Here is a 22482-nt window from a genome sequence, read left to right on the forward strand (position 1 = left end):
AGACACACACCACCTCGACCCGCGCCGTTCCACTACGTACTGCTCGTTTGGGTGACCATCGTTGATCGAGTAAGAACTCTTCGCCACGCCTTCTTCGTCCAGGGCCCGCATGAGCTCGTCACGGTTCACTGGTCACCCTCGGGGCGCGTGTCGGCAACGCGTGAGGGCCGTGGTCTTCCCACACCCGCAGCGCTCCCGGGCCCAGCTCGCCGGCGAGGATCTGCTCCTTGATCCGCCGATGACACTCGTCGACGAGCGAGGGCAGGGTGATGCGGTCGACACTCCGGGGACTCCACGGGACATCGTAACGGGTTTCGTCGACAGTCGGCAGAAGCCCGCTGAACGGGTCAGACCTCCTTCTGCTGACCGGTCAAGGTGATGTGGCCTTCAGCGCGGATCCGCTCGATCATGTGCGGGTAGTGCAGCTCGCAGGCCGGGCGCTCGGAGCGGATCCGGGGCAGCTCGGTGAAGTTGTGCCGCGGCGGCGGGCAGGACGTGGCCCATTCGAGGGAGTTGCCGTAGCCCCATGGGTCGTCGACGGTGACGATCTCGCCGTAGCGGTAGCTCTTGAACACGTTCCACAGGAACGGCAGCATCGAGGCGCCGAGGAGGTACGCGCTGATCGTCGACACGGTGTTGAGCGCGGTGAAGCCGTCCGTGGACAGGTAGTCGGCGTAACGGCGGGGCATGCCCTCGGCGCCGAGCCAGTGCTGGACCAGGAACGTGCCGTGGAAGCCGATGAACGTGGTCCAGAAGTGCCACTTGCCCAGCTTCTCGTCCATCATCCGGCCCGTGATCTTCGGGAACCAGAAGTAGATCCCGGCGAAGGTCGCGAACACGATCGTGCCGTAGAGCACGTAGTGGAAGTGCGCCACCACGAAGTAGCTGTCCGATACGTGGAAGTCGATCGGCGGCGCGGCCAGCATCACGCCGGTCAGGCCACCGAAGAGGAACGTGACGATGAAGCCCATCGAGAAGATCATCGGTGTCTCAAAAGACAGTTGCCCCTTCCACATCGTGCCGATCCAGTTGAAGAACTTCACCCCCGTGGGCACGGCGATGAGGAACGTCATGAACGAGAAGAACGGCAGCAGCACCGCACCGGTCGCGTACATGTGGTGCGCCCACACCGCGGCCGAGAGCGCCGAGATGGCGATGGTCGCGAAGATCAGGCCGCGGTAGCCGAAGATCGGTTTCCGGCTGAAGACCGGGAAAATCTCCGACACGATCCCGAAGAACGGCAGCGCGACGATGTACACCTCGGGATGGCCGAAGAACCAGAACAGGTGCTGCCACAGGATCACCCCGCCGTTGGCCGGGTCGAACACGTGCGCGCCCAGGTGCCGGTCCGCCAGCAGACCGAGCAACGCGGAGGTGAGGATCGGGAACGCGACCAGGATCAGGATGCTCGTGATGAGGATGTTCCAGGTGAAGATCGGCATCCGGAACATCGTCATGCCCGGCGCGCGCAGACAGACCACGGTGGTGACCATGTTGACCGCGCCGAGGATGGTGCCCAGGCCACCCACCACCAGTCCGGAGATCCACAGGTCGGCGCCGACACCTGGCGAGTGGATCGCGTCCGACAGCGGCGTGTAGGCGAACCAGCCGAAGTCGGCCGCACCACCGGGAGTCAGGAATCCGGAAAGGACGATCAGGCTCCCGAAGAGGAAAAGCCAGTAGGAGAAGGCGTTCAGCCGCGGGAACGCGACGTCGGGAGAACCGATCTGCAGCGGCAGCACGAAGTTGGCGAACCCGAAAACGACCGGCGTGGCGTAGAGCAGCAGCATCACCGTGCCGTGCATGGTGAAGAGCTGGTTGTACTGCTCCTGCGACAGGAACTGCAGCCCCGGGCGGGCCAGCTCCGTGCGCATCAGCATCGCCATCGCGCCGCCGATGAGGAAGAACCCCATCGAGGTGACGAGGTACATGACGCCGAGCTGCTTGTGGTCCGTCGTGCGCAGCAACCGGACGACCAGCGAACCGCGGGGCGCGTCGCGGCGCGGGTGCGCACGGACCGCCACGGGAACCGGGGCGACGCGCGCGGGCGAATCAGTGCTCATGACAGGCTCCTGACCAGATCGTGGACCGACACGCGCTGTCCCGTGAAGAACGGCGTGTCGAGGCGGACGTGCATGCGGGCCTCGGTCGCGCGGAACTCGCGCATCAGATCGACGATCCGGTCCAGGCGATCCGCTTCCAGCGCGAGGATCCATTCGTAGTCGCCGAGGCCGAAGGCGGCGAGGGTGTTCGACAGGACGTCGGGGTAGTCGTGGGCCGCGGCCCCGTGGTCGGCGAGCATCCGGCGCCGTTCCGCCGCGGGCAGCAGGTACCACTCGTACGAGCGCACGAACGGGTACACGCAAGCGAACCGCGCCGGCGCCTTCGCCTCCAGGTAGGCCGGCAGGTGGCCCGGGTTGAATTCCGCTTCGCGGTGGGTTCCGGCCGAGCTCCAGACCGGCCGGGACGCGGCGCCCCACGTGGTCCTGCGCAGCGCGAGGTAGGCCTCCTGCAGCGCCTCGGGGGAAGCCGCGTGCCACCAGATCATCCAGTCGGCGTCCGCGCGCATCCCGGACAGCAGGTAGACGCCGCGGACCGTGGCACCGCCGGCCAGCGCCTGCTCCACCTCCCGCGAGACGGCCGCCTGGTCACAGCCAGGCACCCGACCGGCCGCGAAGACCGACCACATCGCATAGGCCTGCTGGGGTTCGCAGGCGTTCATCGCGGCAGGACGGTGAACGCGACCGTCAGCACGAAGACCAGCGCGCACACCACCACCAGCGCCAACGCCAACGGCCGCGGTCCGACGCCGGGCGGCCCGGCCACCTCGCGGCTCGGCTCCGGCATGAACTCGTCCATCACCACTCCTTTACGCACGCCTGACCGCCCGGATGGATAGTACGCTGATAATTAGCACACTAATCAACGGGGCGAGACGTAACTCACGACCCTCTTTCGCCACCGAGCGTGAGCGGACGACCCCGGTGCGCCTTCATGCGTGGCAGGTGATGTGCCCGCGCCGGGCGGCTGGTGCTGTTCGCGGCAACGGCAGCGAGCGAAGGAGTCAGCCATGTCCGACGTCGAGGTCAAGCGCGAGGAGAAGCTGTCGCGCGAGGACGCCGCCGAGCGGCTCGCCGCGCTCGCCGCCGCGCTGGCGGAAGGGGGCAAGGTGGAGCTCGCACTCGGGGCCAGCACCGTGAAGGTCCACGTGCCCGACGAGGTGGAGATCGAGGTCGAGATCGAAATCGACGGCAGCGAGGTGGAGCTGGAAGTGGAGCTGAAGTGGGCAACCGGGAAACCCGCCCGCGCGGTGGCCACGAGGCGGACCGGCCGGCGATCCGCCGCCGCCGCGAAATGACTCCTGCGGCCGGCCGACACCGGTGACGGTGGCGGGCAGCCGGACCGGGTCGATACCGGCCAGCCGGTACGGACGCTACCGGCTGGCCGGTATCGACGTATTCCCGGCAGCACCGGGCCCGCAACGGCCGCTGGCGGCAATGTGCGCGGGCGGCCCCGCTGCGACGCTGGGTTTCATGAAATCGAACGAGCGGTCCGGGCACTCCGAGCCCGAAGACCTCACCACGGTGACCGGACATACCGGCACCTCGTACCTGTGCCCGGATCTGTCCGCGGTCGACCAGCACATCACCTTGCTGTACCAGGAAATCGAGCGCACTCCCCCGTCGAGCCGCCCCGACGTCGAGCGGACCGTCTGGGCCGACATCGACCTTCTGCTCGACCGCCGGAAGTGGCTCGAGGTGACCACCCTTACCGCGGCGGGGTGACCTGACGGTCACCGTTGCCCTTCACCTGACCGGCGGACCCACCTCCGTCGTCCCGCCGGATCAGCCCGCCAGGCGCGGGAACAGCACCTCCGCGTTGCCGCGGTCGATCGCGGCGGCCTGGCCTTCGGCGAAGCGTGGGTACTGCTCCAGGTACCGGTTGTAGTAAGCGCCGGCCTGTTCAGGAGCGAGGCCAGTCGCTGCCGTAGAGGACGTGCCCCGGTTCGGCGGACTCCAGCAGCGCCGGCAGCGCGCTGGGGCTGGCCGAGAGGGCCGTGTCGAAGTAGAAGCGCCTGAGTTCACGGATCACGTCGTCAGCGTCGCGTGTGGTGTCCACGACGGTCGACGTCCGCCCGGAGAACCAGTAGGTGGCGTACGGCAGGAACCCGCGGCCGTGCGAGAGGATCACGCGGACATTCGGGAATCGGCCGAGCATGCCCGTGAGCACCAGGTTGAGCGCGGCTCGCGTGGTGTCGAAGACGTAGTCCGCCAACGGCGCCGGCGTGCCGGCCGGCAGCGGCATCGGCGGCTGCGCCGGGTGGACGAACACGACGGCTCGCCGCCGGTCCAGTTCTGCCCACAGCGGCGCGAAAATCGGGGTCCGCCGAGGTAGCGACCATCCACATTGGACATCAGGACGACCCCGTCGGCACGCAGGGTGTCCACGGCGTGCCCGACTTCGGCGACGGCCCCGTCGACGTCGGGCAACGGAAAAGCGCCTCGAACTGCCGGGCCCGCAGCTCGGTGCGCAGGGCCACGAGGCGGTGCGAACCGTCGGCGATGAGGCGGATCAGGACCTTCCGCTCGTCGTCCGGGGCGCGGTGCCGGGTGATCAGGTCGCGGTATTCGGCCCAGGAGCGGCGCGAACTGACCGCGCACTGCACGGGCTGGCCGATCCGTCGCGTTGAGCCGGTTGGGTGACGACCGCGAGGTGGGTTGGATGGGGCGCATGCCAGCCGACGTCACCAACGACTACGACAGTTTCGCCGAGGCTTACACGGCCGAGACCGAGACCAGCCTCATCAACGCCTACTACGCGCGGCCCGCGATCCTGGACCTGGCCGGGGACGTGACCGGCCGGCGAATCCTCGACGCCGGCTGTGGGGCCGGTCCCGTGTTCGCCGCACTGCGCGACCGCGGCGCCGAGGTGACCGGCTTCGACGCCAGCGTCAAGATGATCGAGCTCGCCCGGCACCGGCTCGGCGCCGACGCGGACCTGCGGATCGGCGACCTGAGCAAGCCGCTGCCGTATCCAGACGCGGAGTTCGACGACGTCATCGTGTCGCTGGTGCTGCACTACCTCGAGGACTGGTCCGCTCCCCTGGCCGAACTGCGGCGCGTGCTGAAGCCCGGCGGCCGCCTCATCCTGGCCGTCAACCACCCGATCGTCTTCAAGCTGCTCAACCTCGAGTCGAACTACTTCGCGACCGCCCGGTGGTCGGAGGAGTACGACTTCGCCGACCAGAAGGCCACGCTCACGTACTGGCACCGGCCCCTGCACGCGATGACCGACGCCTTCACCGCGGCCGGCTTCCGGACAGCCGTGATCAGCGAGCCGTACCCGGCGCCGGGCGCGCGCGAGCGGTTCCCCGAGGAGTTCGGGGACAAGCACGCGTTCCTGTGCTTCCTGTTCTTCGTCCTCGAGGCCGCCTGACTCACCGACCGGGTGTCTTGTACTCGGCGAGGACTTCGTCCAGCGAGCCGTGCGCGCGGACGCGGCCCTCGTCCAGCCAGAGGGCCGTGGTGCACAGCTCGCGCAGCAGGTCGTCGGCGTGGGAGGCGAACACCAGCGCGCCGGAGCGGCGGGCGAGGTCCACCAATCGGCCGCGGGCTTTGGCCAGGAACGCCGCGTCGATCGCGCCGAGGCCCTCGTCGAGGATGAGGATCTCGGGGTCGATGGTGGTCACCACGCCGAGCGCGAGCCGGACGCGCATGCCGGCGGAGTAGGTGCGTAGCGGCAGGTGGAGGTAGTCGCCGAGCTCGGTGAACTCCGCGATGTCGTCGAGCCGGCGCTCCATCTGCCTGCGGCTCATGCCGAGGAACAGCCCGCGGATCAGGATGTTCTCGCGGCCGGAGACCTCGGGGTCCAGGCCCACGCCGAGGTCGAACACCGGCGCGATCCGGCCGACGACGCGTGTGCTGCCGCGGGTCGGCTCGTAGATGCCCGACAGCAACCGCAGCAGCGTGGACTTGCCGGCGCCGTTGTGCCCGACCAGCCCGACGCGGTCGCCGTCGCGCAGGGACAAAGTGATGTCGCGCAGCGCCTCGATGACCGGGACCTTCGCGCCGGTGCCGATCTTGCCGCCGACCTTGCCGAGCACCTGCTTCTTCAGCGAGCGCGTCTTGGCGTCGAAGATCGGGAAGTCGACGGAGGCACCCGTCACCTCGATGCTCACCATGCCGCTGCTCCTCCTCATCCCGAATGATAATGGAAGTTATCATTCGCATATGGGCGCCGACCGTGCGCCCCGAAGTGCGAGGTAACGTGCGGCCGGTGAGTCAGCGATCCGTCGAGCAGGGCTTCCGCCCGCCCCAACAAGCCCGCAGCCGGGAGTCCCTGCAGAAGGTGCTGGCCGCGGCCGAGCACGTGCTCGCCGACGGGGGCATCGAGGAGTTCACCGTCGGCGCGGTCGCCGACCGGGCGGGGCTGTCGGTGGGAGCGATCTACCGCCGGTTCTCGGGCAAGGACCAGCTGCTCTACGCGGTGAAGGACGAGCTGCTCGGCCGGCTGGAAACCACCGTCGGCGACGCGCTTCGCTCGCCGGCGCCCGGGCTTCGCGAGACCGTCACCGCGTTCACCGAGGCCCTGGCGCATACGTTCACCCGCCACGGCCGCGTCTTCCCCGACCTGCTCGATGCCCAGCGCGCCGAGGGCCGCGACCGGGGCCTGCAGGCGATGGCCGCGATCCAGCGGACCTTCGTCGACGCGGCCGAGCCCTGCCTCGCCGAGATCCGCCGCCCGGACGGCGCCCTCGCCCTTAGGATGGCCGCGCGGACGATCATCGGCTCGTGCGTCCACCGCGCCGCCTCCGGCCGCTTCTGGCCGGACGACTTGACTTGGCGCACGTGGGCGACCGAGACGGCGGAGATGGCGCTGGCTTACCTGACGTCGCCGGGAAATCCGGAGCCCGGCCGCCGTGAGTGAGTCCATTCCGGACCTCACCGTCTTGGGCCGGAGACTGCAGCCGAGCCCGGTTTTCGACACGTATTGGCGGTTTGCCGCCGCCCGCCAAGACGCCTACTTCGCGCGGTTGCGGAACTGCGAGCCCGTGGCGAGCGATCCGATCCTCACCGCCCACCGGTTCACGAACTGCTACCGCGCGGCGGACCGGGTGAGCCAGTTCGCCATCCACGACGTGGGCTACCGCGGCCCGCAAGAGGCGCGTGACGTGGTCTTCCGGATGGTGCTGTTCAAGTCCTTCAACAAGATCGACACGTGGCGCCTGCTGGAGGCCGAGCTCGGACCCGTCACGTGGGCGTCGTGGCGGCCGGCAGCGGCACGCGCGGTCCTCGACGCGGCCTGGCGCGCCGGGCGCGCGCTGTACTCCCCCGCCTACGTCATCCCGCCGCCCCGGCTGGGCGGCGCCCGCAAGCACCACGACCACCTGCTGCTCGCCGAGACCATGATCCGCGACGGCCTGGCCGAGAAGCTCCAGGACGCCCACGGCCTGGCGCAAGTGTTCGCGCTGCTGCGCTCCTATCCGGGCCTGGGGGATTTCCTGGCCTTCCAGTTCGCCATCGACCTCAACTACACGTCCGTGCTGGACTTCTCCGAGAACGACTTCGTCGTCGCCGGCCCGGGCGCGCGCGACGGCATCAGGAAATGCTTCGGACCCGGCGCCCGCGGTATCGAGGACGCGGTGATCGCGTATATGACCGACACGCAGGAAGCCCACTTCACGCGGCTCGGACTGCGCTTCGCCTCGCTGGGCGGACGTCGCTTGCACCTGGTCGACTGTCAGAACTTGTTCTGCGAAGTCGACAAATATGCCCGCGTCGCGCACCCGGACATCGCCGGCACCTCCGGGCGGACCCGGATCAAGCAGCAGTACCGCCGAAGCGGTGAACCGATGCCGGCGCCGTGGTTTCCCCCTGAGTGGGGCATCACCGAGGCCGTACGGGCGCAAGCTTCCGCCATGGTCGTGCCGCGATAAGTTACCGCCATGACCGCCTGGCCGCCCGCCCCGATCAGGACCGAGCGGCTGGTGCTGCGCCAGTCCGAGGCCCGGGACCGCGCGACGATCATCGAGTTGTTCGCCTCGCCCGAGGTCTCGACCTTCCTCGGTGGCCCGCGATCGCGGGCCGAGCTGGAGCGCACCTCGCCCGAGGTGCCCGGGCGGCGCTTCGGTTTCTTCGTCGTCGAGCTCGACGCGGCGATGATCGGCATGGTCACGCTCGACCGGCGTGAGGCGGCCCGTCCGGGTCAGCTCCGGCCGGGCGCCGAGGCAATGGAGATCGGCTACCTGTTCCTGCCGCGGGCCTGGGGGTTCGGGTACGCCGCCGAGTCGTGTGCGGCGGTGCTCGCCTGGATCGCCGGGGCGCTGCCCGGCGAACCGGTGGCGCTCTGCACCCAGACCGCCAACGAGCGCTCGATGCGGCTCGCGGCGAAGCTGGGATTCACCGCGGTGGAGAAGTTCGAGGAGTTCGGCGCCGAACAGTGGTTCGGTGTGTGGCATTCGGCCGCCGAGTCCGATTGAGCCCGCTGGTCGCGCCGATCAAGTGACAGTTCTTACCCCTAAGGCCGCCGACTCAGGTCGCGGCGGCGGCGTAACGTGATCATGGCCGGCCGCCGCGTGCGGCCACTGTGGACAGACGGCATCGACTGCTGACAAGGGGAGCTCTCAGCCATGAACCGCACAGACCCGCACCATCGCGAGAATCCGGACACCACGGGATCCCCGGCGCGGCTGACCCGCCGGTCCTTCGCGGGCATCGCCGCATTGAGCGCCACCGGGCTCGCGCTCGCCGTACCGGGTTCGGCGAGCGCCGCCACGCGGCCCGCGCCGCGGCGGTCCGTCGTGCTCGTCCACGGCGCCTACGCCGACGGGTCGTGCTGGGCCGACGTGATCCCGCGCCTGCAAGCCGCCGGCATCACGGTCACGTCGGTGCAGAACCCGTTGACCTCGCTGGCCGACGACGTTGCCGCGACGCGGCGCGAGCTCGACCTGCAGAGTGGGCGGACCGTGCTGGTGGGCCACTCCTACGGCGGTTCGGTGATCAGCGAGGCCGGCGTCCACCCGGCCGTCGACTCGCTCGTCTACCTGTCCGCGCGGGCACCGATGGCCGGCGAGGACTACCCCGCGCTCACCGCGCGGTTCCCGGCCGCGCCGGCCGGCGCGGGTCTCGTGTACCAGAACGGTTTCGGCCACCTCACCGAAGACGCGTTCCTCAACGACTTCGCCAACGGCGTCCCGACCACCAGGGCGCGGGTCCTCTACGCCGCCCAGGGCCGCGTCGCGCAGGATCTCTTCGCGACCAAAACCACCGCCGCCGCGTGGGAAACCAAGCCGAGCAGCTACGTGATCACCACGGCCGACCGCACGACCACGCCCGAGCTCCAGCGTTTCGTCGCCGCCCGGATGAAGGCGCGCACGACGGTGATCAACTCGGGGCACCTGTCTTTCATCACGCATCCCGACACCGTCACCCGCGTCATTCTCGAGGCCGTGCACCGGGCCTGAACCTACGAGCGCTCGGCCGCGGCGCTCAGCGAGTCGGCGGCGGTCAGGAGGGACGCGCCGAGGAGCACCCCGTCCTTCAGGAGGGCCTCGCCGAGCACGGACAGCTGGGCGCGGAAGAAATGGGGCGCCCCGCCGTCAGCCCGTACCGCATCACCGGTGCCGCGGTGTCGGCCGGGGCACGCGGCTCGGTCGATCTCACCGCACGGCCTGGACGGCGCTCGCGATGAGCCGCAGCACGTCGTCGGGGTGGGAGACCATCGCGACGTGGTTGGTCGCGACCTCGACGGTCGTAGCCTTCATCCGCGCGGCGAACAGGCGCTGGGCCTCGGGCGGGATCGCCTGGTCACCCTCGGCCACCAGGAACCACGCCGGGTGCGACTTCCACGCCGGTACGCCCATCACCTCGTCGAGAGCCGAGAAGGCCAGCGGCTGCTGCACCGCGTGCATGACGCGCGCCTTGACCGGGTCGACGTCGGCGGCGAAGTGGTTCACGAAGTCGTCCTCGGGCAGCCACGCGAAGCCCTGCTTGTCGACGTCGAGGTGCGCCAGCGCCGGGGTCACGGGGCCTTGCGCCAGCAGCTTGCCGATCGTCTCGCCCTCGTCCAGGCCGAACGCCGCGACGTAGACCAGGCCGACGACGTTCGGCGCGTCCGTCCCCAGGGCGGTGACGATCTGCCCGCCGTACGAGTGGCCGGCGACGATCGTCGGGCCGTCCTGGCGGGCCAGCACCTGACGCAGCCGTGCGACGTCGGCGGCCAGCGACGATTCCGGGAACTGCGGTGCGGTGACCCGGTAGCCGTCGGCCTGCATGCGCTCGATCACCGCGCTCCAGCACGAGCCGTCGGCCCACGCGCCGTGGACGAGGACGATGTTCGGTCGCTGAGCCATGCTGGTTCCTCCCCGGACAGCCGTTTCAGAGCCCTTGGAGACTGGCGTGGCAGGCGCCGTCGCCTCATCACCCTTGGCGAGTGAACCCTCGCGCGGGCCGAGCCACGCGGCCAGCACGTGGGCTACGACCACCGCGACGATCACCAGCGGCATCACCGCCAGCCCGTCGGACGCGAGCAGGAGTGTGGCGAGCAGGACGGACGTCAGCGGCAACCGCAGCATGACGACGCACATCGCGCCGATCCCCATCGCCACCCCGGCGACGAGCGGCAGGCCCGGCAGGTGCGACAGCGCGACGCCGCCGGCGGCTCCGAGGAACATCGACGGGAAGACGGGCCCGCCGCGGAACGCCGACAGCGTCACGCCGTACGCGAGTCCCTTGCAGGCCACCAGGAGCAGCAACGTCGGGACCGCGTACGTCGCGCTGTTCTCCAGGAGCGCCGGCAGCGCCGTCTCGCCGGAGAACAGGACGTCCGACAGGCTTCCGCCTGCGGCGGTGTAGGCGATCGCGAGCCCGGCGACCACGAGGCCCGCCACGGGAGTCAGCAGCAGGACGTGGTTTTCGACGCGCGAGTGCAGCAGCAGGGACAGCCTGCGAATACCCGTGCCCAGCACCGCCGCGGCCGCGCCGATGCCGAGCGCCCAGCCGAACTGCCCGATGTCGGGGTGGGTGAACGGCGGTAGTTCGGGCAACGCCAGTGACGCCGGGCCCAGGCCGGTCAGCGAGTCGAGGCCGATGAAGAGCAACGTGCCGATCCCGGCGGCCAGCAGCCCCGGCAGCAGCACCAGCCCCATGGTCGCGCCGGCCAGCCCCGACGCCTCCATCAGCAGGAACGCGCCGAGGATCGGCGACCCGAGCAGCGCGCTGATGGCGGCGAAGCTCCCCGTCGCCGCCACCACGGCACCGACCTGCTTCGGCTCGTGCGGACGCGCGAGCCGGATCGCGCACACCCCGAGCCCGGCACCGAGCGCGATCAGCGGCGCCTCGGGCCCGAGGACCGCCCCCAGCCCGAGCGTCGCCACCGCGGCGAGCAGCACGCCCGGCAGCTGGCGCGGCGTGGGCTGGTGGCCCGGCGTGAACCCGTAGACGGGCGGATGGCCGCCCCCACCGGGCAGATACCGCACCGCGACCGCGACCAGCAGCCCGCAGAGGAGGAGCGGCGGCACCGGCCACCACAACGGCGGCCCGGCGAACCCGAGCGCGCGCGGCAGATCGGTGTAAACCCAGACTTGCAGCGCGCCGACCAGCTGGAGGAAGAAGTACGCCGCCGCGGAGATGGGCACCCCGATGATCGCGGCGAGCACGAGAAGGCGCAGGTAGGCACGTGAGCGGAGCCGTGCTGAGGGGTCCGGCTCCTTCTGCTCGCCCGGCTGGTCTGGCTTCGTCTGCTGGCGCAGCTGGCTCGGCCCGGCCGGCCCATCCGAGGTGCCGCCGGCCGACGCAGGCGTAGCCGTCTCCGCCATGCTCCGCCCTCCTCACCGTCGGCCCTGCCGCGCCGGCGCGCCGCTCGAACCGGCTTGGGAGGACGACGCCACGGTCCTCGCCGCCGGCCCGCGAAGCATCGCCCGTGCGAGGTGAGCCGGATCGGGCCGCGCCCCGCCGCGTCGGACCCGGCGGAGAAGGGCGGCCGCGAGCTTCATGCCGATGGTGGCCTCGCAGACCGGCCGGACGGCCGCCGAAAACTACCCAGCGTTGGCCCGTTGCGCCGTGCTGAACCGGCGCTGGTAAGCCGCCGGGCTGATCGACAGCTTCCGCGCGAACACCCGCCGCAAAGCCTCGTAGCTGGGGAAACCGGCGAGGGTCGCTGCCTGGGTCGCGGTGTGGCCTTGGTCCAGCAGGGCCCGGGCCAGGTCGAAGCGGATGTTCTCGACGTAGCGGGCCGGGGTGGTGTTCAGTTCGTCGTGGAAGAGGCGCGTGAGCTGGCGGGTGCTGACGTTCAGGTGTTTCGCGAGGTCGCCGAGCGAGTACCTGGCGCCGGGGTTGGCCGTGACCAGGTCGGTGATCGTGCGCAGGGCCGGGGAGCGCGGCGGCGGGCCCTGCAGCGGGGCGGAGAACTGCGACTGCCCGCCCGAGCGCTGCAGGTACACGACCAGGGAACGGGCGACGTCGCGCGTCAGGTCGGGGCCGTGGTCCTCCTCGACGAGGGCCAGGGCCAGGTCGATGCCGGCGGTGACGCCGGCGGAGGTGTAGGTGGTGCCGTCGCGAACGTAGATGGCGTCGGGCTCGACGCGGCACGTCGGGCAGCGCGCGGCGAGCTCTTGGGTGACCTTCCAGTGCGTGGTGGCGCGCTTGCCGTCGAGCAGGCCGGCGGCGGCGAGGATGAACGCGCCCGTGCAGATCGAGGCGACGCGGCGGGCGCCGGCGGCCGGCACGCGGGCGGCTTCCGCCAGGTCGCACGGCACGGGCGTGCGCGGGTAGAGGTCGGACCCGGCCACCAGGTAGGTGTCCGGCGCGGGCTCGGAGCGCACGGAACCCTCGACCGCGACCTTGAACCCGAGGTTCGAAACCACGTCCTCGCCCGTCGGCGAGACGAGCACGATCCGGTAGTCGGCACCGAGCCGCGTGGCCTCCTTGAACACCTCCGCCGGGCCCGCGACGTCCAGCAGGGTCACCCCGTCGAAGACCAGGATCGCCACGACGCGCGCGGGGGAACCCGGCCTGGCGGTCGTGGAGGCGGAAGACGGGCGCACAGGGCATTGGTAGCACACCGTCACCACAAAATTGCGCCCACCAAGTTTAGTTACACCTATTGACCGTAACTAAACTACTCGCTACGTTCCCTTCGTCACAGGCCCGACCGAGAAGCAGGTCCGGCACGGGCTGCAAGCCCTCTGGCAACGAAGCCACAGGAAGGTGAGTCGAACCATGGTGGAGACGTACGTGCTGGTTCCGGGCGCGTGGCACGGCGCGTGGTCGTGGCGGCCGGTCGCCCAGCGGCTGCGCGCCGCGGGGCACGACGTGGTCGCGCTGACGCTGCCGGGCCTCGCGGACGGCGACGACCCCCGCCGTTTCACGCTCGAGGACACAGTGGACTTCCTCGTCGATTTCCTCGACGGCCACGACCTGAAAGACGTCACGCTGGTCGCCCACAGCTGGGGCGGGTACCCCGTTTTCGGGGCGGCGCACCGGGTTCCGCACCGGGTTCGCCGCGTGGTGTTCCACAGCGCGTTCGTGCCGGAAAACGGCGTGGCGCTCGTGGACGACGTCCCGCCGGGGCACGCCGCGCTCTTCCGGCAGCTCGCGCAGGAATCGGGTGACCATTCCGTCGTCCTGCCTTACCCGGTGTGGCAGAGCGCCTTCGCCCAGGACACCCCGGAACCGACGCAAAAGCTGATCTACGAACTGCTCGTGCCGCAGCCGATGTGCTTTTTCGAACAGCCCCTGCACGCGCCCGCGTTTTCGACCCTCGGCCTGCCGGTCAGTTACCTGGCCGGCGAATGCGACCTGGCGATGCCCCCGGGCGACTACGCGTGGTGTCCGCGATTCCCGGCCCGGCTCGGGGTCGAGCCGATCACCGTTCCGGGTGACCACGAGGCGTTTCTGACCCGCCCCGACGCCTTCGTCGAGGCACTGCTGCACGCACACACCGTCGACGGCTGAACCGCGCGTCCCGATCTGAGTGGTTCCTGGCCGGACAAAGGCGGCACGACGGGCGCCGCGATCGGCACCATGGAGACGGACACAATCCGTCGAGAAAAGAACGGAAGCGCAGCAGTCATGTCAGAGATCATCGCGGGTGTGGAGGTCCCCGAGACGGCGGCGGTCGCCGAGGCGTCGCGTCTCATCCAGGAAACGACCAACCCCCTCATCTACCACCACTCCCGCCGGGTTTACTTCTTCAGCCAGTTCCACGCGCAGCGGCTTGGGGTGAAACCGGATCCGGAACTGCTCTACCTGGCCGCGATGTTCCACGACACCGGGCTCATCACGCCGTTTTCCGACGTGGAGCAGCGGTTCGAGGTCGACGGCGCCGACCACGGGCGCAAGTTCCTGCTGGACCGGGGTTTCTCGGCCGCGGCCGCGGACACCGTGTGGACGGCCATCGCCCTGCACACCACGCCGGGAATCCCCGGGCGCATGGGCCCGGAAATCGCCACGACCCACCTCGGCGTGCTGACCGACGTGCTCGGTTTCGGTTTCGACGGCCTGGACCTCGCCCAGGTCGAGGAAATCCTCGCCTTCCACCCGCGCGGCGACTTCAAGAACGATTTCCTGCGCACCTTCGTCGACGCGTTGAAGCACCGCCCGGAAACCACCAACGGAACGGTGAACTCCGACATCCTGGAGCACTTCATCCCCGATTTCTCCCGCACGACCACCGTCGAGCGCATCACCGGCTCGCCCTGGTCGAGCTGACCCGGCCACCGAAATGGACGACCGACACAACCTGAGCCGGGGCGCCTCCTTCGCCCTGCTCGTCTTCGCCAACGTGCTCCTGATGGCGTCGACGAGCGCCCCCTCGCCGATCTACCCGGTGTACCTGCAGCGGTGGGGCTTTTCGGTGATGATCCTGACGGTCGTTTTCGCCGTGTACGTCGCCGGGCTGGTCGTCGCGCTGCTGACGGTCGGTTCGCTGAGCGACCACGTCGGGCGCCGGCCGGTGCTGGTCGCGGCGCTCCTGGTGGCCGCGGCCGGCACGGCGATCTTCTGGGCGGCCGGCGGGGTCGGCGCGCTCGTGACCGCCCGGATCGTGCAGGGCCTCGCCACCGGGATGGCGACGGGCGCGCTGGCCGCCGGGCTGGTCGAGTTCTCCCCCGCGGATCGCCCGCACCGCGGGCCGACGATGACCGCCGTGGGGACGAGTTTCGGGCTCGCCGCCGGTGGCGGTGTGACAGGCCTGCTCGTGCAGGCCGGCCCACAACCCGACGCGGTGGTCTTCCCGGTGCTCACCGTGGCGTTCATGGCCGTCGCCGCGCTGGTCTTCGCCATCCCCGAGACGGCCGGCCCACGGCCTGGCGTGCTGACGTCGCTGCGCCCGCGCGTCCGCGTGCCGCGCGAGACGCACCGGGCGTTCTTCGGCGCGGTGCCCGCCATCGTCGCGGGGTGGTCACTGACCGGGTTGTTCCTCGCGCTCGCCCCGTCGCTCGTGACCGAGGTCCTGCACGTGCGGTTCGGCGCCGCGGGCGGCCTCGCCATCGCGGTGCTGTTCCTCGCCAACAGCGCGGGCGGCCTGTGGGCGGCGCGGCACACCGCCCGGATCGCGACCCTGATGGGCGCGGTCCTGCTGGTCGTGGGCGCGGCGGTGCTGGCAGGCGCCCTGGGTTTCGGCTCCGCGGACGGCTTCCTCGGCGGGTCAGTGATCGCCGGGCTGGGCGTCGGCCTGACATTCACCGGGACGCTGCGCGGCATCAGCGCGGCCACCACCACGAAGACGCGGTCGGAAGTGTTCTCCGCGGCCTACGTCGTCAGCTACGCGGCGCTGAGCCTCCCGTCGCTGGCGGCCGGGCTGGTGGAGCCGTCCTGGGGGCTGGAGACGACGGGCTACGTGTACCTCGCGTTCGTCGCGGTGCTGTCCGTGAGCGCGGCCGTGCAGTCCTCTTCGACCCGGCGCGTCGCTGAACTCGTTGCACCCCGACACCACTGACTGTCCTGAAAGGACATGACATGCAAGCCATCACCGCACAGGACCAAAGCGCGGGCGTCGGCGGCCTCAAGCTCGCCGACGTGCCCCACCCGCACGCCGCCGAGAACGACGTCATCGTGCGCGTGCACGCCGCCGGCTTCACCCCGGGCGAGCTCGAGTGGCCCGGCACCTGGACCGACCGCGCCGGCCGCGACCGCACGCCCAGCGTGCCCGGGCACGAGCTGTCCGGCGTCGTCGCCGAGCTGGGTTACGGCACCACCGGCCTGAGTGTCGGGCAGCGCGTGTTCGGCCTCACCGACTGGCTGCGCGACGGTTCCCTGGCCGAGTACACCGCCGTCGAGGCCCGCAACCTCGCGCCGCTTCCCGCGGACATCGACCACACCGTGGCCGCCGCGCTGCCGATCTCGGGGCTGACGGCGTGGCAGGCCCTGTTCGACCACGCTTCGCTGTCCGCCGGCCAGACCTTGCTGATCCACGGTGCCGCCGGCGGTGTCGGGTCCATCGCGGTGCAGCTCGCCCACGAGGCGGGCGCCCAAGTGATCGGCACCGGCCGCCCTGCCGACCGCGACTTCGTGCTCGGCCTCGGCGCGCACTACTTTGTGGACACCGCCTCCTTCGAGTCCGCCGGCCCGGCCGACGTGATCCTCGACGTGATCGGCGGCGAGGTCCTCGAGCGCTCGACGAAGCTGGTGCGCCCCGGCGGCACCGTCGTGACCATCGCCGCGCCCCCCGAGGTGCAGCCGGCCGACGGGCGCGCCGTTTTCTTCGTGGTGGAACCGGATCGCGTGCGCCTGGCGGACCTGGCCCAGCGCGTCCGCGACGGACGGCTCAAGCCGATCGTCAGCAACGTGCGCCCGCTCGCCGAGACGGCCGAAGCGTTCGCGCGGCGGCAGCGGACTCCGGGTAAGACGATCATCCAGGTGGCCGAGTGATCAACCCACGTGTCGCCGGCGGCCTGCTGCTCACCGCGGTGGCGGTCGCCGGCTGCTCGTCCGCAGCCGAGTCCCAGGCCGCGGCTCCGGCTTCGGCTCCGGCCTCTGTTTCCGGTCATCCTGCCGAGACGCTGACCCCGCTTCTCGCCCAGGCCCTGCCGAACATCCCGGGCAAGACGTTCACCTCGTCGATCGTCTCGTTCCCGCCGTCCGCCGGCGCGGCCCCCCACCGCCACGGCGACGCTTTCGTCTACGCCTACGTGCTCGAAGGCACGATCCGCAGCCAGCTCGAAGGCCAGCCCGCCCACGCCTACCACCAGGGCGAAAACTGGACCGAACAGCCGGGCGCGCACCACGTCGCCACGGACAACGTCAGCGCGACCGAACCGGCGAAACTGCTGGTCGTGTTCGTGGCGACGACGGGAGAACAGCTGAAAGTGGACGACCCGCACGGCTGAGCCGCGGGGAACCCGGTCTGACTCGACAACCTCACCGCTTCGCGATCAGCGATCAAGAAGCGACGAGGTTGTCGAGCATCAAGGACAGGGTGAAGTCGAACCGGTCGTGACCGGACCCGGACGTCAACTCGGCCGCGTGGCGCCGGGTGTGGGGAAACCGCTCGGCCGGCAGAGCACCGAGCCGCTCGACGAGGTCCTCCCGGCTGAGCACCCAGTCGTCGTCCTCGTTCTTCCGGCGCTGGTGGACCAGCGAGCGTTCCCAGGTATACACGGTGACGTACAGCGTGAGTGAATCCAGCGCCCACGCCGCGGTCTGCGCGGGGACACCGCCGGCCAGCAAGAGACCCAGGATGCCCTCGCTGACGCGCAGGGTTTCCAGGTGCGTGGGGACCAAAGCGAGCGCCGCGCGGGACACGCCGGGGTACTTGAGGTACTGGTCGCGCATCTGGGCGTAGACGTCGTGGACCTGCTGCCGCCACGCGGCGGGGTCCGGCTCGGGCAAGGAGATTTCCGAGCACAGCCGGCCGATGAGCAGGTCGTCGAGGTCGGTCTTCGTGGTGATGTGGGCGTAGAGCGACGACGGGCCGGTGCCCAGCACGGCGGTGACGCGGCGGATGGTCAGCGCGTCGTAGCCCTCGGTGGCGACGACTTGCAGCGCGGCGTCCGTGATGCGCTCGGCGGTGATAGGCGGCTTGCGGGAAGCGGGGGACTCGGAGCGCTGAGCACGTTGGGAGGCGGCGGGCATGTGCGCCACCCTACCTTGACACGAACTTAGTTCGTCGCTTAGAACTTAGTTCGTGACTACTGAACTTAGTTCGTCAACCGCGCCACCAACGACATCGCTTCCCCTCCGACAGGCCTGGCTGGTGCTGGTCGTCGTGGTCGTCGCCGAGCTCATGGACCTCGTCGACACGAGCGTCGCCAACCTGGCCGGACCCTCGATCCGCGCGGACCTCGGCGGGGGGCCGATGACGCTGCAGTGGGTGCTCTCGGCCTACACCGCGGCGTTCGCGCTCGGCCTCATCACCTCGGGCCGCCTCGGTGACCTGCTCGGCCGCCGGCGGCTGTTCCTGCTGGGCATGGCCGGCTTCACCGTCGCGTCGCTGGCCTGCGGCTTGGCGCCCAGCGCCGGGTTCCTCATCACCGCCCGCGTGTTCCAGGGCCTGTTCGGCTCCGTGATGATCCCGCAGGGTCTCGCGCTGGTGAAGATCGTCTTTCCGCCGGAGCCCCTGCGCAAGGCGCTCATGCCCTTCGGCCCGATCATGGGCCTGGCCACGGTCGCCGGCCCGGTCCTGGCCGGCTGGCTGCTGCACCTGGACCTCTTCGGCGGCGAATGGCGCTCGATCTTCCTCATCAACGTCCCGTTCGGCGTCCTCGCCGACTCACTCGCCTGGTGGGTTCTCCCCCGCCACAGCGGCGAAGACCGCACCGCGCGCCTCGACCTGCGTGGCGTCGGCCTGCTCACCGCCGGTTCGGCGCTGCTGATCGTGCCGCTCATCCAGGGCCGCGACCTCGGCTGGCCCGCGTGGACGTACGTGATGATCGCCGCCGGCCTGGTGGCCTTCGGGCTGTTCGTCGCGTCCGAACGCCGCAGCGCGCATCCGGTCATCGCGCCGTCGTTGTTCCGCAAGCGCAGCTTCGTGGTGGGCCTGCTGATCGTCGGCGGGTTCTACGCCGCGCTCAGCGCGTTCGTCCTGGTGCTCAACCTGCTGCTGCAGTCCGGCCTGAACTGGTCACCGCTGCAGACCGGCTTCGCCCTGATCCCGTGGGCGGTCGGCACCGCGGTCGCCACGCTCGTGTCCGGTGCCGTCCTGGCCGGGAAGCTCGGCCGCTTCAACCTCGACTTGGGACTGGCCGTCGCGGTCGTCGGCCTGCTCGGTCTCTGGTGGTCGATCGCCCACTGGGGCGCCGCCATCACCGTGTGGCAACTGGCCCCGGCCCTGCTCGTGACCGGGCTCGGTTCCGGGCTGCTGTTCGTGCCGCTGTTCGACTTCATCCTCGGGGATGCCACCACCGAAGAGGTCGGCACCGGCGCCGGCGTGCTCAACGCCGCCCAGCAGTTCGCCAACGCCATTGGCGTCGCCGCGCTCGGCACTGTGTTCTTCGCCCGCGTCGGGCAACCTTCGCCGGCAAACTACGTTTGCGCTGCCGAGCTGGTGTTCGGCCTCTGCGCCGGCATCTACGTGCTGGTGCTGCTGCTGGTCCGGTTCCTGCCGAAGCACGCCCAGCGGTGAAGCTCAGTCGCCCAGGCCGTAGCGGCGGATACGCTTGTACAGGGTGCCGCGCGACATGCCGAGCCGGTGCGCCGCCGCGGTCTTGTTGCCGCGGCAGGCGATCAGGACCTCGCGGATGATCTCGGCTTCCGCGTTCTGGAGCGGGTTTTCGTGCTCCGACAACGAAACCGCGCTGAAGATCAGGACACAGCCGTCCTCGAACCGGCCGGGTGTGACGGGGCGGACGATGGCGACGCGGCCGTCGGCGAGGGGCAGGTGCGTGGCCGAGGGGCCGGCTTCCCGCAGCATCGACCACAGCGTCGCGCGGTCGGGCAGGGTCGCGGTGGGGCCGCCGTCGCTGATCATGATCTCGCCGTCGAGTGTGATCACCGTGGTGCCGGGCAGGGAGCGGAACGTCATGTGCGCGTCGACGAGCCGGCGCTGCCGGGGCGTGGCCGCGTCTCGCAACGCCGAACGCAGGCGCTCGGCGAAGGCGACGACGGCGGCCATCACGAAACGGTTGGTGTGCTCGGCGCGGCAGCACACGTTGACCGAGCCGAGCAGCAGCCGCGTGGTCGGGTCGACGATCGGCGCGGTCGCGCAGGTGTAGGGGTGCCAGGCCTGTTTGTAGTGCTCGGCCCCGACCACCATCGACGCGGACCGCACCGCCATCGAGAGCCCGACCCCGCAGGTGCCGACACCGTCCTCGACGTAGCGGTGCCCGGGCTCGACCTCCACCTGCTGCAGGTCACGGCGCAACGCGGGGTCGGACTCCCAGCGCCAGGTCAGGGTGCCGCACGGGTCGACCAAGGCGACCGACGCGGCGTCGCCCACGAGCAAGTCGGCCGTGCCGGGGATGACACGGCTGCCGACGGCGACCAGCAGGGTTTCGGGGTCGAACCGGGCGGGCGCGAGGTCGAGCCGCTCGGGATCGACGCCGGACTGCCGCGACCGAACCCACGACTCCTCGATCTCCGGCCGCGCCGCCCCGCGGCGATCGGCCTCGAGGAACTGCTGCCAGACGTCCGAGGTGGGCACGGGCGGCTCCTCTCCTGGCGTCGTCGCCGGGAAACCCCGAGTGTGCAGGATCGGCGAAGCGCGCGGCCAGCCCCCGATCGGGCGGGGTGTTCATCTTTTGAACGCTTCCGCCTCGAGCCCGGTGTGGCGCGCCACACCGGCGTTACCGTCGATCACCCGGCCGGCGAAGTCAAGGAGGACTCATGCGTTTCGGCGTCTTCATGGCCCCGTTCCACGCCTCACCGATCAAGAGCCCGGTCGCGGCCCTGGCTCGCGACGTCGAGACGATCAAGCTGCTCGACCGGCTGGGCTACGACGAAGCGTGGATCGGCGAGCACCACTCCTGCGGCGTCGAGCTCATCGCGAGCCCGGAGATCTTCATCGCCCACGTCGCGGCTCAGACGAAGACGATCAAGCTCGGCACCGGCGTGCTCTCGCTGCCGTACCACAACCCGTTGTGGGTGGCCGACCGCGCGATCCTGCTCGACCACCTCACGCGCGGCCGGTTCATGCTCGGCCTTGGCCCGGGCTCGCTGCCGACCGACGCGTCCATGATCGGTCTCGACCCCCTCAGCCAGCGTGGCGCACTGGAAGAGGACACCGACGTGCTGATGCAGCTGCTCAACGGCGCCGAACCCGTGACGGCCAAAACCGACCGCTACCAGCTGCGCGACGCGCTCTGCCAGCTGCGGCCCTTCACCCAGGGCGGGCTGGAGGTCGGCGTCGCCGCGATCGCGTCGCCGTCGGGGCCGCGCATCGCCGGCAAGCACGGGCTCAGCCTCCTGTCGATCGGCGCGACCCTGACCGGCGACCTCGACCTGCTGGCCCAGCACTGGGACGTCGCCGAGGAACGCGCCACGCAGTTCGGCACCACGATGAACCGCGACGGCTGGCGCCTCGTCGGGCCGATGCACCTGGCCGAGACGAAGGAACAGGCCTACGCCGAAGTCGAGCACGGCCTGGACGACTGGTGCGACTACCTGCAGCACGTCGCCGCCGTCCCCCACTTCGAACCCGGCGGCGCGACCTTCACCGAGCGCGTCGACTGGATCAACGCCAGCGGCATCGGCGTGATCGGCACCCCGCAGGACGCGATCCGCCAGATCGGCAACCTCGAGGCGCAGTCGAAGGGCGGCTTCGGCTCGTACCTGATGATGGCGCACGAGTGGGCGACCCCGGCCGCCACGGCGCGGCACTACGAGCTGTTCGCCGAAGCCGTCGCCCCGCACTTCCAGCAGCGGCTCGACCGCCTCGCCGCGACCGAGGCTCAGGCGAAGAAGCTGCGGGCCGAGCTGCACAGCCGGCAGGGCCAGGCCCTGGAGGAGGCGAAAGCCCGGCACGAGGCGGAGAAGTCCGCTTGATCCTCGCGGGCACGGCGGCACCGGTTACGGCTTTGGTGCCGCCGTGGGCGTTTCCGGTGATCAGGTGGGCATCGCGCGTGCGTGAGCGGCGCGGAGCTCGGCGAGCTTCCCGGCCGGCGGCTGGGTTCCGACCATCGAGATGTCGCGGACGTCGGGGCCCGGCTCGCGGCCGAGCGCCGGGATTTCGGCACCTGCGCAGTCGAGCAGAACCATCGCCGTGGCGAGGAAGCCTTCCACCATCGACCGCAGGATCAGGTGGTTCGAGCGCTGATAGCGGTCGACGAGGGCATCGACGAAGGCGGTGAAGACCGGCAGGTCGACCGCCCACTCGTCGGCGGCCGCAGGGCCGATCCCCGTGGGCAGCTCGACGATCGGGGCCACGGCCTCGGCGGAGCGGAACAGCAAACCGACGCCGTTGGACGGATTCCACAACGTCTTGTCGCCGACCTCGAAGTATTGACTCATCGGCTCACTCCCCCATCTGGTGCTTTTTCAGCCGCGTGAGCGTACTGAGCGCATACGGCCGTCAGCGATCGGTTTTGGCGGAAAACGACGCGACAGCCCG

At 70.4% G+C, this 22482-nt stretch carries 25 protein-coding genes; 14 read left to right on the forward strand and 11 right to left on the reverse strand.

Annotated elements, in window-relative coordinates; all coding sequences use genetic code 11:
• Nucleotides 1-347: 347 nt before the first annotated feature.
• From ctaD to AB0M56_RS39235, 3 genes are read right to left on the reverse strand one after another with little or no spacing between them, the layout of a single operon-like run.
• Entirely contained in the window at nt 348-2063 is a 1716-nt protein-coding gene (ctaD, locus tag AB0M56_RS39225) for a cytochrome c oxidase subunit I (RefSeq protein ID WP_364185808.1), read from the reverse strand.
• Nucleotides 2060-2722, reverse strand: a complete 663-nt coding sequence (gene hemQ / locus AB0M56_RS39230) for a hydrogen peroxide-dependent heme synthase (protein WP_364185810.1) — start codon at nt 2720-2722, stop codon at nt 2060-2062. The genes ctaD and hemQ overlap by 4 nt, the downstream gene beginning before the upstream one ends.
• Entirely contained in the window at nt 2719-2859 is a 141-nt protein-coding gene (locus AB0M56_RS39235) for a hypothetical protein (protein ID WP_364185812.1), read from the reverse strand. The genes hemQ and AB0M56_RS39235 overlap by 4 nt, the downstream gene beginning before the upstream one ends.
• A gap of 211 nt (nt 2860-3070) precedes the next feature.
• On the opposite strand from AB0M56_RS39235, the gene AB0M56_RS39240 reads away from it, so the two are divergent.
• Both AB0M56_RS39240 and AB0M56_RS39245 read left to right on the forward strand, forming a co-directional pair.
• Nucleotides 3071-3358: an amphi-Trp domain-containing protein gene (locus tag AB0M56_RS39240; protein ID WP_364185814.1), complete on the forward strand. Its 288-nt coding sequence runs from the start codon at nt 3071-3073 to the stop codon at nt 3356-3358.
• A 175-nt stretch (nt 3359-3533) separates the two neighbouring features.
• Complete coding sequence (locus AB0M56_RS39245) at nt 3534-3785, forward strand: hypothetical protein (protein WP_364185816.1); 252 nt, start codon at nt 3534-3536, stop codon at nt 3783-3785.
• A gap of 178 nt (nt 3786-3963) precedes the next feature.
• On the opposite strand, the gene AB0M56_RS39250 is transcribed toward AB0M56_RS39245, so the two are convergent.
• Nucleotides 3964-4377, reverse strand: coding sequence for an amidohydrolase family protein (locus AB0M56_RS39250; protein ID WP_364185991.1), 414 nt, complete (start codon nt 4375-4377; stop codon nt 3964-3966).
• Nucleotides 4378-4414: 37 nt separating this feature from the next.
• Nucleotides 4415-4666 carry a MarR family winged helix-turn-helix transcriptional regulator gene (locus AB0M56_RS39255; RefSeq protein ID WP_364185818.1) on the reverse strand — a complete coding sequence of 84 codons (252 nt, stop codon included), beginning with the start codon at nt 4664-4666 and terminating at the stop codon, nt 4415-4417.
• Between the two features lie 56 nt (nt 4667-4722).
• Here AB0M56_RS39255 and AB0M56_RS39260 point away from each other — a divergent pair, with 56 nt between their 5' ends.
• The gene (locus AB0M56_RS39260) at nt 4723-5436 is read left to right on the forward strand and encodes a class I SAM-dependent methyltransferase (protein ID WP_364185820.1); all 714 of its coding nucleotides are present in this window, start codon (nt 4723-4725) and stop codon (nt 5434-5436) included.
• Between the two features lies 1 nt (nt 5437).
• Here the strand turns inward: AB0M56_RS39260 and AB0M56_RS39265 are convergent, their stop codons facing one another.
• Entirely contained in the window at nt 5438-6181 is a 744-nt protein-coding gene (locus tag AB0M56_RS39265) for an ABC transporter ATP-binding protein (RefSeq protein ID WP_364185822.1), read from the reverse strand.
• Nucleotides 6182-6276: 95 nt separating this feature from the next.
• On the opposite strand from AB0M56_RS39265, the gene AB0M56_RS39270 reads away from it, so the two are divergent.
• The 4 genes from AB0M56_RS39270 (at nt 6277) to AB0M56_RS39285 (ending at nt 9463) form a co-directional block, all read left to right on the forward strand.
• Nucleotides 6277-6927 carry a TetR/AcrR family transcriptional regulator gene (locus AB0M56_RS39270; RefSeq protein WP_364185824.1) on the forward strand — a complete coding sequence of 217 codons (651 nt, stop codon included), beginning with the start codon at nt 6277-6279 and terminating at the stop codon, nt 6925-6927.
• Nucleotides 6920-7936 (forward strand): nucleotide kinase domain-containing protein, encoded by a 1017-nt coding sequence (locus AB0M56_RS39275; protein WP_364185826.1) that lies wholly within the window; start codon nt 6920-6922, stop codon nt 7934-7936. The genes AB0M56_RS39270 and AB0M56_RS39275 overlap by 8 nt, the downstream gene beginning before the upstream one ends.
• A gap of 9 nt (nt 7937-7945) precedes the next feature.
• Nucleotides 7946-8479 (forward strand): GNAT family N-acetyltransferase, encoded by a 534-nt coding sequence (locus AB0M56_RS39280; protein WP_364185828.1) that lies wholly within the window; start codon nt 7946-7948, stop codon nt 8477-8479.
• 150 nt (nt 8480-8629) lie between these two features.
• On the forward strand, nt 8630-9463 hold the full coding sequence (locus AB0M56_RS39285; RefSeq protein WP_364185830.1) for an alpha/beta hydrolase: 834 nt from the start codon (nt 8630-8632) through the stop codon (nt 9461-9463).
• Nucleotides 9464-9658: 195 nt separating this feature from the next.
• Here the strand turns inward: AB0M56_RS39285 and AB0M56_RS39290 are convergent, their stop codons facing one another.
• Nucleotides 9659-11815, reverse strand: a complete 2157-nt coding sequence (locus tag AB0M56_RS39290) for an alpha/beta fold hydrolase (RefSeq protein ID WP_364185832.1) — start codon at nt 11813-11815, stop codon at nt 9659-9661.
• Nucleotides 11816-12034: 219 nt separating this feature from the next.
• On the reverse strand, nt 12035-13042 hold the full coding sequence (locus AB0M56_RS39295) for a GlxA family transcriptional regulator (protein ID WP_364185834.1): 1008 nt from the start codon (nt 13040-13042) through the stop codon (nt 12035-12037).
• Nucleotides 13043-13217: 175 nt separating this feature from the next.
• Here AB0M56_RS39295 and AB0M56_RS39300 point away from each other — a divergent pair, with 175 nt between their 5' ends.
• The 5 genes from AB0M56_RS39300 (at nt 13218) to AB0M56_RS39320 (ending at nt 17326) form a co-directional block, all read left to right on the forward strand.
• Nucleotides 13218-13952 carry an alpha/beta hydrolase gene (locus AB0M56_RS39300; RefSeq protein ID WP_364185836.1) on the forward strand — a complete coding sequence of 245 codons (735 nt, stop codon included), beginning with the start codon at nt 13218-13220 and terminating at the stop codon, nt 13950-13952.
• A gap of 117 nt (nt 13953-14069) precedes the next feature.
• Nucleotides 14070-14708 carry an HD domain-containing protein gene (locus AB0M56_RS39305; RefSeq protein WP_364185838.1) on the forward strand — a complete coding sequence of 213 codons (639 nt, stop codon included), beginning with the start codon at nt 14070-14072 and terminating at the stop codon, nt 14706-14708.
• Nucleotides 14709-14721: 13 nt separating this feature from the next.
• Nucleotides 14722-15936, forward strand: coding sequence for an MFS transporter (locus AB0M56_RS39310; RefSeq protein ID WP_364185840.1), 1215 nt, complete (start codon nt 14722-14724; stop codon nt 15934-15936).
• 20 nt (nt 15937-15956) lie between these two features.
• Complete coding sequence (locus AB0M56_RS39315; RefSeq protein ID WP_364185842.1) at nt 15957-16868, forward strand: NADP-dependent oxidoreductase; 912 nt, start codon at nt 15957-15959, stop codon at nt 16866-16868.
• Nucleotides 16865-17326 (forward strand): cupin domain-containing protein, encoded by a 462-nt coding sequence (locus AB0M56_RS39320; protein ID WP_364185844.1) that lies wholly within the window; start codon nt 16865-16867, stop codon nt 17324-17326. The genes AB0M56_RS39315 and AB0M56_RS39320 overlap by 4 nt, the downstream gene beginning before the upstream one ends.
• A gap of 52 nt (nt 17327-17378) precedes the next feature.
• On the opposite strand, the gene AB0M56_RS39325 is transcribed toward AB0M56_RS39320, so the two are convergent.
• Nucleotides 17379-18071 carry a TetR/AcrR family transcriptional regulator gene (locus AB0M56_RS39325; protein ID WP_364185846.1) on the reverse strand — a complete coding sequence of 231 codons (693 nt, stop codon included), beginning with the start codon at nt 18069-18071 and terminating at the stop codon, nt 17379-17381.
• Between the two features lie 121 nt (nt 18072-18192).
• On the opposite strand from AB0M56_RS39325, the gene AB0M56_RS39330 reads away from it, so the two are divergent.
• Nucleotides 18193-19560 carry an MFS transporter gene (locus AB0M56_RS39330; protein WP_364185848.1) on the forward strand — a complete coding sequence of 456 codons (1368 nt, stop codon included), beginning with the start codon at nt 18193-18195 and terminating at the stop codon, nt 19558-19560.
• Nucleotides 19561-19563: 3 nt separating this feature from the next.
• On the opposite strand, the gene AB0M56_RS39335 is transcribed toward AB0M56_RS39330, so the two are convergent.
• The gene (locus tag AB0M56_RS39335; protein WP_364185850.1) at nt 19564-20577 is read right to left on the reverse strand and encodes a helix-turn-helix domain-containing protein; all 1014 of its coding nucleotides are present in this window, start codon (nt 20575-20577) and stop codon (nt 19564-19566) included.
• Between the two features lie 182 nt (nt 20578-20759).
• Between AB0M56_RS39335 and AB0M56_RS39340 the strand changes: the two genes are divergently transcribed.
• Nucleotides 20760-21917 carry an LLM class flavin-dependent oxidoreductase gene (locus AB0M56_RS39340; protein WP_354866702.1) on the forward strand — a complete coding sequence of 386 codons (1158 nt, stop codon included), beginning with the start codon at nt 20760-20762 and terminating at the stop codon, nt 21915-21917.
• A 60-nt stretch (nt 21918-21977) separates the two neighbouring features.
• On the opposite strand, the gene AB0M56_RS39345 is transcribed toward AB0M56_RS39340, so the two are convergent.
• Nucleotides 21978-22382 carry a DUF6086 family protein gene (locus tag AB0M56_RS39345; RefSeq protein ID WP_364185852.1) on the reverse strand — a complete coding sequence of 135 codons (405 nt, stop codon included), beginning with the start codon at nt 22380-22382 and terminating at the stop codon, nt 21978-21980.
• Nucleotides 22383-22482 lie beyond the last annotated feature (100 nt).

The sequence above is a fragment of the Amycolatopsis sp. NPDC051372 genome, assembly GCF_040682095.1.
GTDB lineage: Bacteria > Actinomycetota > Actinomycetes > Mycobacteriales > Pseudonocardiaceae > Amycolatopsis.